Source organism: Methanosarcina sp. A14 (genome assembly GCF_001729375.1).
GTDB lineage: Archaea > Halobacteriota > Methanosarcinia > Methanosarcinales > Methanosarcinaceae > Methanosarcina > Methanosarcina barkeri.
Genome location: NZ_LZPK01000182.1, coordinates 1 through 16,750 on the forward strand (window position 1 = coordinate 1; position 16,750 = coordinate 16,750).

Genomic DNA, 16,750 nt, shown 5'->3' on the forward strand with positions numbered 1-16,750 from the left:
AATAATATTCAGGTCCAGGTAGAACCCGGGGTTATTCAGGATGCTTTAAATGAAGCGCTAAAGCCGTATGGTTTTTTCTTTCCTCCGAATCCTGGCAGTTCAGCCATGTGTACTATCGGGTGTATGATAGCTTACAACGCAAGTGGAATGCGCTGTGTTAAGTACGGTACTACCAGACACTATGTTCGCGACCTTGAAGTGGTGCTTGCGGACGGGACAGTTATTCATACCGGTTCGAAGATGTTGAAATCCGCAGCAGGATATGACTTGACCCAGCTTATTGTGGGTTCGGAAGGCACACTCGGCATTGTTACAAAAGCCAGGCTTAAGATTGCTCCCCTTCCTAAAACTCGAAAACTGGTAATTGCTTCTTTTGAAAACGCGGAAATTGCAGGGCAAGCAGTCGTAAAAACCTTCTCACACGGTGTCATTCCCTCAGCTTGTGAGATTCTTGATAGGGTTTCCCTGCAGGTTCTCAAACGTTACGACCCGAACCTTGTGCTTCCTTCAGAAGGCGATGTGATTCTTTTTGAGGTTGACGGAACTGAAAGCTCGGCACGTGAAGCTGCAGAACAGATCATGAAAGTCTGTACTCCCCTGGCTCTCTCTATGAGGCTTGCGGAAAGTGAAAAGGAAATGGCAGATATCTGGGCAGCCAGAAAACTCGTAGGGGCTGCGGTTTCTCGCCTGGACCCGACAAAGAGCCGCATCTATGTAGGAGAAGATGTGGGAGTTCCCATAAAGCGAATCCCTGAACTGCTAAAACGAGCACAGGAAATCGCTGAGAAATTCAACCTGCCGGCTATGAAATACGGGCATATAGGAGACGGAAACCTGCACTTTGCACTTTTCATTGATGTCCTGAATAAAGATGAATGGGACCGCCTGAATAAAGCTGCGGATCTTATTCACAGGACAGCGATTGAGCTTGGAGGCACAGTTAGCTCTGAACATGGAATAGGCGCGGCCAGAGCCAAATACATGAAAGCCCAATGGGGCCCTGCTCTTGAGGTAATGCGTGCGATCAAAAATGTCCTTGACCCGAAAGGTATACTGAATCCGGGCAAACTGGGGTTGTGAGAACATGAAAAACGAAGGAAAAAAGGAAACTGAGCAGGCAAAAAAACCGGAAAAAACCAAAATAAGTGAGAATGAGATTAACGGGAACGAGAGTGGAAAGCAGCCCTTTGAGGTTGACCGCAGGTCGGTTTATAGATGCGTACAGTGCGGAACCTGCCGCTCGGTTTGCCCCGTATTTGACGTGGTAGGCTGGGAATCTGCCAATACACGAGGCAGAATGCTCATCATTAAAAGCCTGCTCGAAGGCAGGCCCCCTTCTGAAGATATGCTTCCAAGCCTTGCTTCCTGTACAACCTGCGGGATCTGCGCTGTCAAGTGCCCCGCAGGAGTAAAACCACCTGAGGTTGTTGAAGCTGCTCGTGCCCAGCTTGTGAAATGTGGCATCACGACTGAAGTCCAGAAAAACTTGAAATCAGCCATTATGACATATGGTAATTCTTTCGGGGAAACAAAAGATCGTAAACACTGGCTCTCCAAAGTAGAACGTTCAAAACTTCCTGTAAAGTCCGATTATGTCTATTTTGTGGGCTGTTTTGACTCCTACCGCTATCCGGAGTTTGCTAAAAAAACGTTTGAAATTCTGCAGCAGTTTGGTGTAACTCTCCTGCCTGACGAGCAGTGCTGTGCTTCTCCTCTCCTGCGTACCGGATTTAAGGAGGATGCAGAAAAGGTCATGAAGCACAACCTTGAGCAGATCAGAAAAGTGGGTGCGCACACAATTATCACGAGCTGTGCCGGTTGTTATACAACGCTCAAGAACAACTACCCAGAGGAACTTAAGGTTATAAGTCTCCCAGAATTCCTTGCCGAACATCTGGAAGAACTCAATTTGAAGAAACTTGACCTTACAGTTACTTATCATGATCCCTGTCACCTGGGCAGGCATAATCAGGTTTATGATGCTCCAAGAAAGGTTATCCAGGCAATATGTACTCTTAAGGAAATGAAATATATTAAAGAAAATGCACGCTGCTGCGGCGGCGGAGGCGGAGTACGGGCAGGGTATCCTGATATTTCCCTTGAGCTTGCAAGAAACAGGCTTCAAGATGTGCCAGAAGGAGTAGATTACATTGTCACTTCCTGTCCTCTCTGCGTAAGGAACCTCAGGGACGCAGGTGGAGACATCGAGGTTATTGATATTGTAGAACTCGTAGCAATGTCAATGAAGTAGTCTGGCTAACTTCAGAGTCTGGCTACTTCTTAGTCTAGCTATTTTAAGTTCAACTGCTGCTTCTCAGTTGATTTTACTAAGAGCCGGCTTAATTCGGCTCAACCCCATCTTTTTTTCGAAATAATTAGTTATCACTCTAATAAAATATCGGGAAAATATTCCAATTTTTGGCTCTTCTCTGTTTCGAGTGGATAACTTACATTCATCTTCATAAATGTTAGAATAGTATATCTAAAATTTATAAACATTTATGGTTGAAAATCACATTTGAGCGTGATGTTTCTCTTTTTGGTCTAGTTACTTTCTAACTAAGCAATTATTTTCAATCCATACAAAACAGCGAAGAGCCAATTTTTAATATCGACCTACGAAAGTAGGTTCTTATTTTTCAGCTTTATTTTTTCGTGTCTCTAATTATAAATTCTCTTATATTTCTCCAAGTCATCCAATACAAATTCTCTGACCTCTATTAACGCATTATAGTACTGTATTTTTATTTGTATTCTGTTGTTATGATGTATAATAAGTTTATAATTAGACTGAATTTTTGTTAATTCTGTAGAAACAGTATGGGTCATTGTGAAATTTACCCGAAGCTGCATAAGAATTTGATGAGCAACCTCCCAAGCACTCCATAGCTTTATTGCAAGAACTGCAGTTTGATCCTAATTCTTTATCTGAAAAGCGACGAGTATAAGCAAAAGAATCAGGGTGGAACCATATACTCCAAAAATCATCCTTGCGCAGATCACCTTCTATCAAATTATCTGGTAAAGATAAACATCCTTTCACCTTGCCGTCACTGGTTATGCTGCAAGTTACCCAACCAGCAGGACAACCGCGCCAAGGTCTTTCACAATTCGAGATTCCGTCTATATATTCGAGTCCATCGCTGCATATAATATGTGTACCTTCATTTTTAGATTTAGGTTCCCAACATTGTATAAATTTTCCAAGCTTAAGTATGCCTGCATTGTCCATGTAGAGCTTTTTAAAGTTGTTCGCGCGTCCCATTGGAATTAGTGGCTGGACTCTCCAATATTGTATTCCAACAGATTGCAGTAAATGAAGGATGGCTGGCAGCTCATCAATATTAAGGTTGTTGACCGTGGTAATGACAATTATACGAATATTCTCCTGCTGGAGTAATTCTATACTTCTCAGCACCTGTTTAAAGGAACCTTTGTGTCCTCTGATGTAATCGTGAGTTGTTTCAAGCCCATCCAGGCTTATACCAACATCAGAAATGCCCACATTTTTCATCTGCGATACTATTTTCGAGTCTAGAGCAAGACCATTAGTGATTATGTTTGTCGATATTCCCAGATCCTTTAGGTATAGAGCTATCTCTGCCCAGTATGGACTCAACAAAGGCTCACCACCCGTAAAATTCACTTCTTGCACTAGTAATTCCGGAAACTGGTCACATATTTTTAATGCTTCTTCTTTTGTAAGTTCATTATGCCTCGGCAAACCAGCTGCTGAGGCACAATGATTACAGCGTAGATTGCATGCTAGTGTTAGTTCCCATCCTAGATTAAATGGAAATCCTTCAAAGCTCAAATTGATTCCTCATTTTACAAAAATAGATAAATCGCTCTTTATTTTCCATTATTTTTTATAAAGTTCTGGATAGAGATATAATCTCCAGCTCTTAAAACTGGTTCTCTCCCATCCAATATGTCATCGCCAATATTCATAATTGCAGCAGCAATCTCAGCTGGAGGTTCTTTCTTGTCAATTAAATATGCATTTACATGCGTCTCAACTAATTCTTCGAACTGTTTGCCAAAGTTGCCCTCAACTACTGCTCCAAATTGTTCGCCGAAGTTGCCGGTATTAGTATGTTTTCCTAGCTTGTCATAAAAATCAGGTATTACTAAATACTTTACCCAGTTTTTTCTGTCAAAATCAGTTACTCTAACTTTATTTATTGCTTTCTCCAGTTTTGCATTTCCAAGCATGTCTACCTTCGCTATTGTACTTCCACGCCTATCTACGTGTACACGTTTATCCATACAATCTTCTCCTCTATTTGCTTAACTTGTGTCAGTGAACAATTATTAAGCTAAAATTCTTTAGTTTTATTATCAAAAATATTAGGAACTTCTATCATATATATTTATTTATATTTGAGGAAAGATATATAATTATTAATTATTATAAGCTTGTTTCAAAATTGTATACATTGGTCATCGGTTAAGGAATTTTCTCGCCTGATAGCTATTGATTTTGCATGAAAAGTCGGACTTAAATTTTGGTCTATTTACATGAAATCGATACCAAGTTTCAGCTCATAATCTATTAATATATTTAATAAATGTTGAGGAAATTGACGCAATTTATCACGATTCCTCACTTAACAGAAGACGCATGGAATGTTATTATAAAAGCATATACAGAAAATGGATTTTATGCTTAACTGATGACGTATGAATACATTTTTTATAGATCGCATCTTAAAAAATACAAATGAATACTATTTTATTTCCGGAAAACAAGATTCTTGTTTACTGGGTTTTAAGCTGAAGATGAATTTTAGAGGTCGGTTAGGAGGACAGAATAATGAGTTGTAAACCGATAACGTTTCGTAATGTTAATCCTGATACTTTTAATTGTATGAAGAAAAAGCTTCAGGGATACGGAATCCATGTCCCAGAAGGTTATAGAGGAGAGCTTTCTGGCAAAGGAATTACTGCGAATTTCGAATGGGACGGACAGTCTAATCTTACCATTACAATTACGGAAAAACCTTTTATCGTTAGTTGTGAAATCGCGGCTCAGAAAATAAAAAGTTTTATAAGAGCTTGCCATGGCTCGTAAAAGTTTTCCTCAGCTCGTGAGGAAATTTAGGAATTGGCTTCAAAAATGATCTTCGGATTACTACAAAAATCCATTTCATAGGAATTAATTTCGGATTAAAACTATGGGCGAAAGGAAACTGGATACTGAGGGCTGCCAGGGGATTAAATTCAGAAATGTAACTCCTGAAGTATTTTCCTGTATGAAGAAAAAACTTGAGAGCTATGGAATTGAAGTTTCATCCGGAAATTCCGGTGTTCTTGAAGGAAACGGAATAGTTGCCCATTTTAGCTGGGATGGTGAGGCAAATCTGTCAATTGAGATCAAAGAAAGACCTCTGGACACTTACTGCGGGCAGGTAAGTGGTAAATTGAGGGCTTTCTGGCGTGAGTGTCAGGGATACTGAAGAAATTAAATGAAAGAATATTTTCTCATTGCTGTGATCTGATGGGATTGTCAAGACAAATCAGTTATTTCTGTTCCTTAGATAAGAAGGCCAGGCAGCAATTACACATATCAGGGCAGCTATAACCAGCGTCATTCCTGAAGATAGGGTCAGGTTGTTGATATCTGTTTCAGGCAATAACTTTGCGGAAAGGATGACAGACGCAAAAGAAGCTCCTATTGCCATCCCAAAATATCTGCCCGTATTTGCAATACTGGAAGCGATAGCTGCTCTATCTTTATGTAATCCCCTCATTATCTCAATATTATTGGGGCTCTGGAAAAGAGAATACCCAGCTGCAAATAGACCCATTGATAATAAAACGATCTCTAATTTTTCACTCAATGTTGCCCAGGCGCATATCAGCAAGGCTGAGAAGGCTATTAACAGTCCCGTAGCTGAAAAGTATTGCCATAGAGAACGATCGTACAACCATCCTATTATTGGAGATCCAATAACTAGAACAAGGGGAATGATCATCATCATTGTTCCTACGTGTAATGGGGTAAACTTCAGCACTCTCTCTAGATAGAAAGGCATGGTTATATTCAGCATGAAAACTGCAGCAAAGAAAAGGACCATGCTCAAGAGAGGTAGAAGAAACATTGGTTCACGGAAAACTCTGATATCAAGAATTGGGTTTATCTGCTTTTTCTCATTCCATTTCAGGAATATGAATGCTGAAGACATAGTTGTAAAAGAGGTCAGAACTTCCATAGAATACAAGCCTTTTGTAGCTATTGCATTGAACAGAACCATAACTGATGTAATGCCAATTGCAAAACTTATAGCTCCTGTCCAATCTATGTTCTCTCCTTTTTTTCTTTCTCCTTTTTCTCTTATATCTGTTATTCTTAGATAAGGAATGCCTAACAAGAGTCCAATTATTCCTATCGGGATATTAATATAGAAAATGGATCTCCAGTCTAACACTTCGATCAATACCCCGCCAATACCCGGACCTGCAAGGCTTCCGATGGCTACGGTCGCACCCATGATACCGATTGCCTTTCCCTGCATATCAGGCGGGTTAAGCCTGTATATAATGGCCATGCTGATAGAACTCGTCATGGCTCCTCCAATTGCTTGAGCTATCCTGAAAGTGATGAGTATGGGAAGAGAAGGAGCTATACCACATCCAAGAGAGCTGATTGTAAAAAGAGCGATCCCTCCAAGGAACATCTTTTTCAGTCCCGTGTATGCAGAAAGCTTTCCAAAAATCATCATAGATGCCGTGATAGTGATCAAATATGCAGTTACAACCCATTGTGATTCGGAGATCGTATTTCCGAAGTACGCAGTTATACTTGGCAGTGCTATGCTTACAATAACAGTATCCAGCACGGACATGAAAAGTCCAAGCAGCACAATTCCCATCGCAAGCATGCGCTCTTTTCCACTCAAAATATTACATTCCGAAGCATTCCCATCTGTCTTCAAAGTAGAGCCTCCTCTTGATTTTGGTTATTTTCATTATTGGTTGCCGAAAATACCAGGAAGCTCTGTTCTGGAAGGAATGTGTGATTTTCTACCAGGCTGTATCCTGCCACATTCATTTCGTTAATTATTGTCGCTTTTGGGACATAGTGGCAGAAGAGTCGGTGTGAGCTCCATTTACCCCTTCCATCATAATCTATAATCGCAATCTTTGCTCCGGTGCTCAGGGAGTCGACTAGATTACTGAAATAAATTTCTCTGTTGGGAAGATGATGGTATACATTACGCAGAAAGACCAGGTCCAGTTTTTCATTCATAAGAGAGAACCTGCTGTCTTCAGCAAATACTGTTATAATGTTATGGAAACCGTTCCTTTCTGAATTGCTTCTTACAAAGTCAAGAAGCCCTTTGTTTGTATCGACCGCATATACCTTTCCTTCTCTACCGACATCTCTGGCAAAAAGGAAGGAAAAATAGCCTCCGCCCGAGCCAACGTCTGCAATTTGCTGGCCGGGTTTCAGGGAGAGAGCTTTTATTATTTCTTCAGATTTGCTCTTCGCACTTGATGCCCTTCTATTTAACATTCTGGCTTTTATATTGTTCACTGTTTCAACTTCCGGAAACGTTCATCGAGGAATTTGAGTTCCTGTTCGACCATCTATTTCACGAATAGTTATACTCCAGTGCGTTTATTTAAGAAAAATCTGGAACAGACGTTACAGTAGTTACATTAATATAACTAAGTGGCATAATTGCCAGAACGTAAAGAAATGAAAAGTCACGAGCTTTTTTCCGAGCTGTCATCCGGGAGTAGGCTTGCTATACTAAAGGCGCTTGAGAAAGAACCATTGAAATTCACCCGGCTGACAACTATAATAGACGCTACATCTCCAGAAGCAGCGAGGCAATTGAACCGTCTGCTCAAAAGTAGTCTAATCTGCAAAGATATCGAGGGATATTATTCACTTACTTCTTTCGGAAAGTTGGTAGTATCGTCAATACCAAATCTGGAGATTATAGCTCAAAGGTCAGATTTTTTCCTTCATCATGATACGTCTTCTATACCTCCCAAGCTGCTCAGGGATCTTGGTGCTTTTAAAGATGTGGAAGCTGTTCAGGGAGTTTTTGAGCTGGTCAATAAAACGACACAGCTTTTCGAAGAGATTCATGAATATGCCTGGTACCTCACTGATAGTTTTCCTCATTTCTTCATACCTCGCATAGAAAAGAAGATCAACGATGGAGTGAGTTTTCGTTTTGTCTATCCCGAAAATCTTGGTAAAAGCCCTATGTTTGATTTGCCGGAAAGAATCCTGAATGCTGTAGAAACCCGTTCTATAGATGAGGTTAAAATAGTCATTAATGTCAGTGATAGGTTCGGTTTACTTGCACTTCCCGGGCTTGATGGAAAGATTGACCGTGACGATGCGCTTATCGGGTACGACAGTAGATTCAAAGACTGGTGTAAAGAAGTTTTTGAATATTACTTTAAAACCTCCAGTCAATGCTAGTGTCGGGTCAATTAAATTGATTTATAGTACCAGGAAGGTGTGTAGATCAGAAACTCCAATTGTTTGAAGGCAATGGCATAGTTTTCCATTTTGCTGAGATGGTGAAGCAAACCTGTCAATTGAGATCAAGGAAAGACCTCCAGACACTTACTGTGGGCAGGTAAGTGGAAAATTAAGGGCTTTCTGGCGTGAGTGTCAGGGTTTATGAAGGTGAATCCAAGCCATGCTTACATCAGGATTACGTGTATTACAACAAATTCATGATACTGCCAAACTGCTACTAAAATTTAGCAATTCCTGAACTTGTACTTTAATTAATAAGCATCTTTGTGATGGGCCAATTTTACTAACGTCACAGTCTGTTCTTTTTCATTAACAGAAAAACATAGTACAAAATTAGAATCTACATGCACTCGCTTATACTTATTCAAAGGATAGTTGAGATTTTTGTAGTGCTGAGGAGTAATGCAAATTTCATCAGCTTTCTTGAATACTGCCTCAAACAGTACATGATTCTTTTTGTTTAACTTTCTCAGCTCTTTTGAAAGTTTTCCTTTGATTAATAATTTGTAAAAGCTTACTCATCCTCATCAGGCAAGCTTTCGATGTATGCTTTTAGTTCATTGGCATTTTCAAATGGCCCAATCACTTCGTCATTCTCTGAATCAAGCATTTCTTTTATGAACTCAGGCCTGTATTGAGACTCAAGTATTTTCTCTTCATACTGAGCTACAACTAAGTCAAGAGCTGCACTCTTATCTTTTAGGTTATATTTGGCTTTAACAATATTCAGAACCTGGTTTGTCCTGTCTGATAGTTTAACTCTAGCTTGTATTATATGCATTCCTCATGCACATCATATGCACACGCTAAATATAAAACTATCTTTCTGTGAAGTCGAAAAATACTCATGAGTCTTCGGTTAAGTGAGGACTCATGACAAATTACGTCAATTTCCACAATATTTGTCAAATATTTTATAAATAAGAAGCTGGAACAGAGTCTCGATTTCATGTAAATAGGCCAAAATTTAAGGCTAGCTTCTAATGCAAAATCGATAGTTTTCAGGCAAGAAAATTCCTTAACCGATGACCAATGAAGAAATACTAGTTTTATAAAATTTATAGAACTTTAGATATACTGCTTGATTTGGCAGTGTGCATAATTTTCTGTAAAATAACAAATCTCATAAAGTAGTTTGGTAGAAGATTTCATATCAGAAGCTCAATTTTTACCAGAGTATACAAAAATTTGACTTCGAATTTACAGCAAATTCGTGACATTACCATCTTTTGATTTATGAAATAACCTTATTTTTAGAAATTAAAGCAAGAATTTCTGCATTCAGCTTGTTTGTTTTTCCTAATGGTAAATTTATATTTTTTTCTGGGAATCCAATTACCGATCTATCGACATGCCTTCCTTCATATCCTAAAACTTTTAAGAACACTCTATGAAAAAGTGTTTGATAAGCACGAGTACACCTTTCCATCTTTTCAAATTCTTTAATGTCCATCTTATTGCCATGTGCCATAGCATGCCTAGCATTTATTGCTTTTTTTTCAACTGGCCCACTTTCAAGTCCAATTTCTTTAAAAAAGGCTAGATATTGCTTAGATATAGACATTCCATTTGAATGACATATATTATTCATTATTGTCTTTTTCAGCTCTTCAATTTCTTGAGCTTCTAATGAATCGCTGTTTTCTAAACTTTTGATCTTATTTTCTATGTACTCGTCAATCTTTTTTTCAGCAACGCTTAAACTTTCCTTAATCATATCTTCGAAATCTCCATTTGGTATCCAGAATCCATTACTTTTTGAATTTTCACTCTTGAACCAATTATGCATTATAAGTTCTAGAGAACTGGAAAGAACTGGAAGATTTGTTCCAAGGGGGTTGTCTCTTGATATCCAATATCTCCATAAAGCTTCTTTCAGCCCCAGTTTGTCTCTTTTATTTAAATATTTAGGAACAAGATCACACATTAGTTCTTCAATTTTCCCTTCATTAATTATAGCACTCTTAATTCCTAACTTAAATGGTGACAGCGGTATATTTTCACAGACTGATCTTGAATATGCCTTTCCCCATGAAGGCTGCGCGAAATACGCCAACGTCTGACCTTCATTATCATACTCTGTAAATCCAACATTCAAAAGTTGTGTGCCTAACACAAAGCTAACTATTTCACTAATAGCTTCTCTTTTTTCTCTGTCAGGAATTAAACCAAATTCCTTTCTATATTCTATACATATATTTCTTGACCATTTAGGACCAAAATGGCTTGGTACTGTTGCAATTATAAATTTTATATCATCTAAGGTTACAAGTATAAAGTCACGACCCATCTCTGAAGACCCAATGTTTTGAACGCTTAATTGTATGGCTTTATCAAGTGTGATGTCAATCGGAACTCTTTTTCTCTCTTCTATTTTATCAGAATCTTTTTTTAGTATTCTTAAAGTCTCTCTTGGAAAAAATACTTCTTTACCTGGTCCGTTTAAGTACCATTCTGATAAGCAAGATGCATCATAACCACTATTTTTATCGATATTTATTTCATATACTATAATGTTGAATGTTACCACTTTTTTCAAATTTTCTCTATAATTTTCTTCAGAACGTATATTAGTTACATAGCATTTTTTTAATTCTACTTTTGAACCATATTGATCTCTCCCTTCTATATCAAACGGTTCTATGTGTTCTCCAGGGGATGTTTCATAGAAATGTGTATAGCATTTTATGTTTGTTTCTGCCGTCAATGGTCCGCGTTCTTCGATGGCTGTTAAAACGGCTTGTATCTGGTAAGAATCAGTTCTATCTACTACTATACGTACAGAATTTTTTGGTATACATTCGTTTGGAATTATTTCTTCGATTATAAGTGGTTCTTGAAGAACTTCCCATTCTAAATCACTGTTATTTATTTCGAGCACTATCTCACCATTTTTAAAAAAAGGTCTCGATTAATAAATTTTTTGAATTTAGGTACTGTCAAATCTACGGGTGCTAAGAAATTTTTCCAGCTACTGTTGAACCTATAAATTTAGGGTCCTTCAAAATAAGTGCCTAAATAAAGATGCTAAAATGCTTATTTCAGTCTATATACATATAATTAAAGTTCCTCAAATAAAAATACATCTTAAAAATCAAAATTTTAAAATAATAACTAAAATTAAGCTTTATTAATAAACTACATTTATTTATAATTATGGCATTCGATCACATTTTTCCTTTATACACAATTTCACCTTATAAAACGGACTAATTAGTATTTAAATCGGGAATTAAGAGCATAGATTTACTTTAAATATAAAAAATTAGTTTACAAGTGTATTTTACTCTGGGGAACAACAGAACAATACTTGATTTCAAAAATAAAACTTATTAATCCTTAAAAACGAACCAATTTTTAAGGACCCTCAGAACTTCATAACAATGCTGCTAAAATAGAAAAGATTAATAATTTAAAGCACTTACCATTAAAAATGAGGATTTGATTACTAATATTCTAGCGATTTATGCATATGAGCAAAGATAGAGTATTAATAATTTAGCTGTAAAAATCTTGACTTTATGACCAGAATGATCACATGTTTTTATTTCAACGATGCATAATCAATAAGCAATTTTTTAATAACTGCTAAGGTTCAATTAATGAAAGTAAAGGTGTTTTACAATGACAATACTTTTGGCTTCAGGTATAGAGTGTAAAGATGTACGTGGAGTAAAAAGTAAAAAAGGTACACATTCTAACAAATTTATTTCTGAAAATTTCAAAGCGATCCAAAATCCCATTGTGTGTTGTCTTCTGCCTTGGGTCGCATGGCTGAGTATTTTCATAATGGTTCTACTTCTTACTATGAATAAGTTAAACTTTTTTAGTGATGAGGTAATTATTTCTTGGTTGCCAATTATTATATCGGGTTATTGTGTGGCTGGCACAAGTCTCATATTCCAAAGCTTATTTATAAAAAAAATACCTAAGTTTTTTATTGAATTATGGTGTCGAAAAATCATTACAGGTGCATTTATTTACGGACCCACTTCCAGTGATATGAATATCGAGGAGTCCATAGTAATAGATTCAAAGAACATACAGCTTGAGGAAAGATATCTCCAATTTATATATGAAATACAAAAAAGATTAAATAATTCTTGGCAATGGCTCTTCGGTATAATTTTATTCTTGCTGACGTTTCTCTGGAATCCCTTAAGAACTTTGAATAATTTTCCTGTGCTGGGAAATTACTCCCTAACTGATGATTGGAATCAGAAAGATTTTTGGCAATACTTCATTCAGCAGAATTGGCATTTCTTAAATGAATTGCCAGTTTCCTTAATTGCCTTTATGTTAGGACTTATGATTTGGAGGATGTATGTCGCCTCCACATCTATTGATAAACTTGTAGACAAATTCCAATTTGAACCGAAACTCGGACATCAAGACATGTCAGGTGGGCTCTCACCTCTTGGTAATCTCTGCCTATGGAATTGTACTATTGCCTCTTTACCTTCAATTTATCTTAGTATCTGGTTGTTAATGGGAAATCTGGATAATTTTCCAAGTCCTTATCCCGATATGCCAAATTACTACACTTATGAGTTTTTAATATTATTATTCTCGTTAAGTATTCTTCCAATTGTGTTTTGTTTCGTCCGACCTTTATGGAAAGTGCATCGGGAAATGAATTGTTGGAGAATCAGTAAACAAGAACGACTATATGACATTGGAGACACAATTCACCTCAGTGAATCTAGGCTACTGCATGACATGGAAAAGATTGAACAGAAAGAGTTTGAAATCATCTATAACGATATAGAGAAGAAAAAAATTATTTACACACAGACAAAAAAACTTCCCATATGGCCATTCAACATGAAAATTCTGGGACAACTTTTCATGGCATATATTATACCTATTATGAGTTTTATCGAGATATTAGCTCCAATAATTCAAAATTTACATTATTTTTAGTACAAAAGAGGCATAAAGAGTCTACAATTTATAGTTGATTGTTTGATGTTCATGAAGCTTATTCTGGGGTCAACTGTATAAATCCTTACTAATTTAAATAATGGAGCTGTAATATCAGAGTATCTATTCCAGTTGTGCATATTGCATGCTGTAAAAGTTATAGCAGGTAATAACTTTTCGGATAGGCTCTTAATGCGATATCCCATTTAAAAGCGAGTTGATTATATTTAAAATGTGATTTTAATGAAACTTTTGAATCTGAAAAAAATGCCTTTAACTAGTGTAGGGAGCTTTTTAGCTATCTTGATTTTTCTCATAAGTTTATATGCTTCGTCACAATTGTACAATGGTTCATATTCAATATTAAATAATTGGATAAGCGATTTAGGAAATTCAACTAAAAATCCAACTGGCTATATCTATTTTGACATTGGATGTATTTTAACAGGAATTGCTATTATAATATCGGCCATCGGACTGGCAAAATGGAAAATTACTAATCGTAAACAAAATTATCTAATCCTTTTATCACAATATTGTGAGTTCTTAATGGCATTTGCTCTTATTATGGTAGGTATATTTTCAGAAGATTATGGTAGAGTACATTATGTGTGGGCATCAATATACTTTATACTACTGTTTGTGTTTTTAATAATTGTAAATATTACACTAAAAAGTCATCCAAGCTACATAAAATGGATCTGGTACTATACCTTTGTATCAATTTTTATAAATTTTATATTCATGTTCACTGTTATAATTGGATTTCATATACCAATTTTAGAATGGTTAGCAGTACTTAGTGGATTACTCTGGATAGGGTTAATTGGATATAATACATTAAAGTTAGAAAAACCAATGATTTAGACCTATTCAAAAGTGTTATGATCTCTTAACTTTCACAATTGGTAGTACACAATCGAACAATATTCCACAAACACCTATGTGTTTGTTTTCTCGATTGTTCCATTGTTTATGGAAATATGCCTATTTCCATCTGTTTATCATCAAACGTAAAAAATAGTAAGAAACGCATAGGCAGAATTAATGGATATTTTTACACAGTTTTTGCAACAAAGCCTATGCATCACACACTAGAATTCACAGAACCTTCAGTAGGCTACCATTGATCACTCTAATTTCTATACGAACATCTTCACCTTTACCGCTTACTTTTTCTTCTTATCAAACACTTATGGGCATTACCTATGAGGTCAAGTCTTCCTGCCTTCTCCAGAGCTTCATATACAAGCTCGTAATTTGCAGGGTTCCTGTAGTGCATAAGGGCTCGTTGCATCGCTTTTTCTTTCTTGCCTCTTGCAACGTATACTTTTTTGCCTGTGAATGGGTCCAGTCCTGTATAATACATGCATGTCGATACGGTCATAGGTGTTGGGGTAAAGTCCTGTACTTGTTCGGTATAGCCTCCATGGTCCCGCACATACTCCGCCATCTCTATCATATCTTCAAGGGTACAGCCCGGATGCCCTGACATCAGGTAGTTTACAATGTACTGTTCTTTGCCGCACTTTCGGTTGAGCTCTGTAAATTTCTGGGTAAATTTCTCGTAGACTTCCCTGCCTGGCTTGCACATTACATTTGTGACCTGCCTCGAAAAGTGTTCAGGTGCGATTCGTAATTGTCCGCTAATATGGTAAGCGCAAAGTTCTCCGAGGTACTCTTCATCCTTAAGAGCCAGGTCATAACGTACCCCGTAGCCTGTAAAGACATGCTTAACTCCTGGAAGTTCGCGCAGGCGGCGTAAGAGTTCGAGCAGCTTTTTGTGGCTGGTATCCAGAGCAGGGCAAATGCGAGGATAAAGGCAGGACTTGTCCAAGCAGGCTCCTTTTTTTTCCCATGTTTTACACTCCATGCCATACATATTTGCGCTTGGGCCACCAACTCCATTTATAATGCCCTTGAAATCAGGTTTTTCCGTCAGCTTTTTTGCTTCACGCAGGACAGATTCGATACTGCGGCTTGCAATCATGCGCCCCTGGTGTTCTGTAATTGCACAGAAAGCACAACCTCCGAAACAGCCTCTGTGCGTTGTAAGGGAGAATTTTACCATTTCCAGGGCAGGAACGGGTTCGGTATAGGAAGGATGGGTTTCACCAGTGAACGGCAGTTCGTACACATGGTCCATTTCAGCCTCTGTAAGAAGGCGCATTGGCCTGTTCTGCACGATTACGGTTTTCGGGTGAGGCTGAATAACCCCTTTTCCAGTAACAGGATTCTGTTCCGCGAAATATATACGAAAAGCCTTTGCAAAAGCTGTTTTATCCTGAGAAACCTCTGAAAAGGAAGGAATTTCGAGATATTGCTTTAAAAATGTGGTTGCGTCCTCAGCTATTTTTTCGTCTTCTTGTCCTGACTTTTCCTTTTCCAGTACTTCTTGTTCCAATTTTTCCTTTTCCGGTATTCCCTGTTCCGATTTTTCCTTTTTCAGTACTTCCTTTTCTGATTTTTCCTGTTCTTTTTTATTCGACCTATTATCTGACTTTTCCGCTCTTTCTTTGAGCTCCTTCCAGGCTTTAACTTCCATCTTCCATACTGTGCCGGGGATATCTCTAATATTTCTGATATCTTCCCCGGCTTGCAGTCTTTTTGCAATTTCTACGATCTGAAGCTCTCCCATACCGTAGACTATGAGGTCAGCAGGCGCGTCAGCCAGAATGGATTGCCTGACCTTATCTGAAAGATAATCATAATGGGCAAAGCGACGTAAGGAAGCTTCAATACCTCCCATTACTATAGGCACTTCAGGGAAAGCCTCTTTTATCCTGTTCGAGTAAATTATCACGGAGCGGTTAGGACGAAGCCCTGTTTTTCCTCCAGGGGAATAAGCATCCTTATTTCGCGGTTTCAGGCCTGGGGTCAGGTTGCTGACCATAGAGTCTGTATTTCCTGCACTTACGGAAAAAAATAGTCTGGGTTTTCCAAGTTTTTTGAAATCTTCAGGGCTATCCCAGCGCGGTTGGGCGATCACTCCTACTCTAAAACCGGCATCTTCAAGAACTCTTCCTATTATTGCCGTGCCAAAACTGGAATGGTCTACATAGGCGTCCCCAGAAATCAGAATAATATCAAGCTCTTCCCAGCCGCGAGCTTTTACTTCTTCAAGGCTCATTGGAAGAAATTTCGATGCAGGTATGCGGGAAGAAACGGATTTTTCTTTTCTTTCTTTCTTCCTGTGTTTAGTTTTAGATCTTTTCCCGGTTTTTCTTCTCTCTTCTGTTGGGAAATTGACTTTTGAGAGCTTTCCTTCGGTTTTTTTCCCTTCGGCTTTTTTTTCTTTGGTTTTTTCAGGTTTTATCC

Annotated in this window: 15 protein-coding genes; 7 read left to right on the forward strand and 8 right to left on the reverse strand. The window is 37.8% G+C overall.

The features are described 5' to 3' along the window. Together A9239_RS09420 and A9239_RS09425 are read left to right on the forward strand one after the other, a co-directional pair. A partial coding sequence (locus tag A9239_RS09420) for an FAD-binding oxidoreductase (RefSeq protein ID WP_069575284.1) occupies positions 1 to 1,080 on the forward strand: 1,080 nt, incomplete at its 5' end. 4 nt (positions 1,081 to 1,084) lie between these two features. Then, positions 1,085 to 2,251, forward strand: a complete 1,167-nt coding sequence (locus A9239_RS09425; protein ID WP_048116329.1) for a (Fe-S)-binding protein — start codon at positions 1,085 to 1,087, stop codon at positions 2,249 to 2,251. A gap of 534 nt (positions 2,252 to 2,785) precedes the next feature. On the opposite strand, the gene A9239_RS09430 is transcribed toward A9239_RS09425, so the two are convergent. Together A9239_RS09430 and A9239_RS09435 are read right to left on the reverse strand one after the other, a co-directional pair. Next, positions 2,786 to 3,814 (reverse strand): radical SAM/SPASM domain-containing protein, encoded by a 1,029-nt coding sequence (locus A9239_RS09430; protein WP_052712630.1) that lies wholly within the window; start codon positions 3,812 to 3,814, stop codon positions 2,786 to 2,788. 38 nt (positions 3,815 to 3,852) lie between these two features. Further along, positions 3,853 to 4,269, reverse strand: coding sequence for a hypothetical protein (locus A9239_RS09435; protein ID WP_048116331.1), 417 nt, complete (start codon positions 4,267 to 4,269; stop codon positions 3,853 to 3,855). 547 nt (positions 4,270 to 4,816) lie between these two features. On the opposite strand from A9239_RS09435, the gene A9239_RS09440 reads away from it, so the two are divergent. Together A9239_RS09440 and A9239_RS09445 are read left to right on the forward strand one after the other, a co-directional pair. Further along, positions 4,817 to 5,074: a hypothetical protein gene (locus A9239_RS09440; RefSeq protein WP_048116332.1), complete on the forward strand. Its 258-nt coding sequence runs from the start codon at positions 4,817 to 4,819 to the stop codon at positions 5,072 to 5,074. A gap of 103 nt (positions 5,075 to 5,177) precedes the next feature. Then, positions 5,178 to 5,459, forward strand: coding sequence for a hypothetical protein (locus A9239_RS09445; RefSeq protein WP_048116334.1), 282 nt, complete (start codon positions 5,178 to 5,180; stop codon positions 5,457 to 5,459). A gap of 60 nt (positions 5,460 to 5,519) precedes the next feature. Here the strand turns inward: A9239_RS09445 and A9239_RS09450 are convergent, their stop codons facing one another. Together A9239_RS09450 and A9239_RS09455 are read right to left on the reverse strand one after the other, a co-directional pair. Next, entirely contained in the window at positions 5,520 to 6,938 is a 1,419-nt protein-coding gene (locus A9239_RS09450; protein WP_052712631.1) for an MFS transporter, read from the reverse strand. Further along, positions 6,935 to 7,540 carry a class I SAM-dependent methyltransferase gene (locus A9239_RS09455; protein ID WP_052712632.1) on the reverse strand — a complete coding sequence of 202 codons (606 nt, stop codon included), beginning with the start codon at positions 7,538 to 7,540 and terminating at the stop codon, positions 6,935 to 6,937. Before A9239_RS09455 ends, A9239_RS09450 begins: the two co-directional genes overlap by 4 nt. Positions 7,541 to 7,687: 147 nt before the next feature. On the opposite strand from A9239_RS09455, the gene A9239_RS09460 reads away from it, so the two are divergent. Then, positions 7,688 to 8,446, forward strand: a complete 759-nt coding sequence (locus A9239_RS09460) for a winged helix-turn-helix domain-containing protein (protein WP_048154024.1) — start codon at positions 7,688 to 7,690, stop codon at positions 8,444 to 8,446. 314 nt (positions 8,447 to 8,760) lie between these two features. Here A9239_RS09460 and A9239_RS18295 read toward each other — a convergent pair whose 3' ends face one another. The 3 genes from A9239_RS18295 to A9239_RS09470 form a co-directional block, all read right to left on the reverse strand. Further along, positions 8,761 to 9,006, reverse strand: a complete 246-nt coding sequence (locus tag A9239_RS18295; RefSeq protein ID WP_080941418.1) for a type II toxin-antitoxin system RelE/ParE family toxin — start codon at positions 9,004 to 9,006, stop codon at positions 8,761 to 8,763. A 17-nt stretch (positions 9,007 to 9,023) separates the two neighbouring features. Beyond that, positions 9,024 to 9,290: a DUF2683 family protein gene (locus A9239_RS09465; protein ID WP_052712633.1), complete on the reverse strand. Its 267-nt coding sequence runs from the start codon at positions 9,288 to 9,290 to the stop codon at positions 9,024 to 9,026. A 453-nt stretch (positions 9,291 to 9,743) separates the two neighbouring features. Then, on the reverse strand, positions 9,744 to 11,390 hold the full coding sequence (locus tag A9239_RS09470) for a hypothetical protein (RefSeq protein ID WP_048116338.1): 1,647 nt from the start codon (positions 11,388 to 11,390) through the stop codon (positions 9,744 to 9,746). Between the two features lie 743 nt (positions 11,391 to 12,133). Between A9239_RS09470 and A9239_RS09475 the strand changes: the two genes are divergently transcribed. Together A9239_RS09475 and A9239_RS09480 are read left to right on the forward strand one after the other, a co-directional pair. After that, positions 12,134 to 13,432: a hypothetical protein gene (locus A9239_RS09475; RefSeq protein WP_048116340.1), complete on the forward strand. Its 1,299-nt coding sequence runs from the start codon at positions 12,134 to 12,136 to the stop codon at positions 13,430 to 13,432. A 243-nt stretch (positions 13,433 to 13,675) separates the two neighbouring features. Next, positions 13,676 to 14,299 carry a DUF998 domain-containing protein gene (locus tag A9239_RS09480; RefSeq protein WP_048116341.1) on the forward strand — a complete coding sequence of 208 codons (624 nt, stop codon included), beginning with the start codon at positions 13,676 to 13,678 and terminating at the stop codon, positions 14,297 to 14,299. A 295-nt stretch (positions 14,300 to 14,594) separates the two neighbouring features. Here A9239_RS09480 and A9239_RS09485 read toward each other — a convergent pair whose 3' ends face one another. After that, on the reverse strand, positions 14,595 to 16,562 hold the full coding sequence (locus A9239_RS09485; protein ID WP_048122644.1) for a YgiQ family radical SAM protein: 1,968 nt from the start codon (positions 16,560 to 16,562) through the stop codon (positions 14,595 to 14,597). Positions 16,563 to 16,750 lie beyond the last annotated feature (188 nt).